General features: G+C 48.9%; 1 rRNA gene. It reads right to left on the minus strand.

From position 1 onward, the window contains the following. A 23S ribosomal RNA gene (locus IG629_RS22495) occupies positions 1-615 on the minus strand; the annotation flags it as partial. Positions 616-746 lie beyond the last annotated feature (131 nt).

Below are 746 nucleotides of genomic sequence, written 5' to 3' on the forward strand. Positions count from 1 at the left end.
ACAAAAGGCACGCCATCACCCGTTAACGGGCTCTGACTACTTGTAGGCACACGGTTTCAGGATCTCTTTCACTCCCCTTCCGGGGTGCTTTTCACCTTTCCCTCACGGTACTGGTTCACTATCGGTCACTAGGGAGTATTTAGCCTTGGGAGATGGTCCTCCCGGATTCCGACGGAATTTCACGTGTTCCGCCGTACTCAGGATCCACTCAGGAGAGAACGAAGTTTTGACTACAGGGCTGTTACCTTCTATGGCGGGCCTTTCCAGACCTCTTCATCTACCTCGTTCCTTTGTAACTCCGTACAGAGTGTCCTACAACCCCAAGAGGCAAGCCTCTTGGTTTGGGCTGGTCCCGTTTCGCTCGCCGCTACTCAGGGAATCGCATTTGCTTTCTCTTCCTCCGGGTACTTAGATGTTTCAGTTCCCCGGGTCTGCCTTCTCATATCCTATGTATTCAGATATGGATACCACTCCATTACGAGTGGTGGGTTTCCCCATTCGGAAATCTCCGGATCAAAGCTTGCTTACAGCTCCCCGAAGCATATCGGTGTTCGTCCCGTCCTTCATCGGCTCCTAGTGCCAAGGCATCCACCGTGCGCCCTTTCTAACTTAACCGTTAAAAAGAATCACTACGTGATATCTTGCATTACTAATTGAATGTGAATTACTTCTGTTATCTAGTTTTCAAAGAACAACATCTCGAAGAATCGAATGATCCTTCAAAACTAAACAAGACAGGGAACGTT

It is taken from the genome of Nisaea nitritireducens, from assembly GCF_014904795.1.
Taxonomy (GTDB): Bacteria; Pseudomonadota; Alphaproteobacteria; order Thalassobaculales; family Thalassobaculaceae; genus Nisaea; species Nisaea nitritireducens.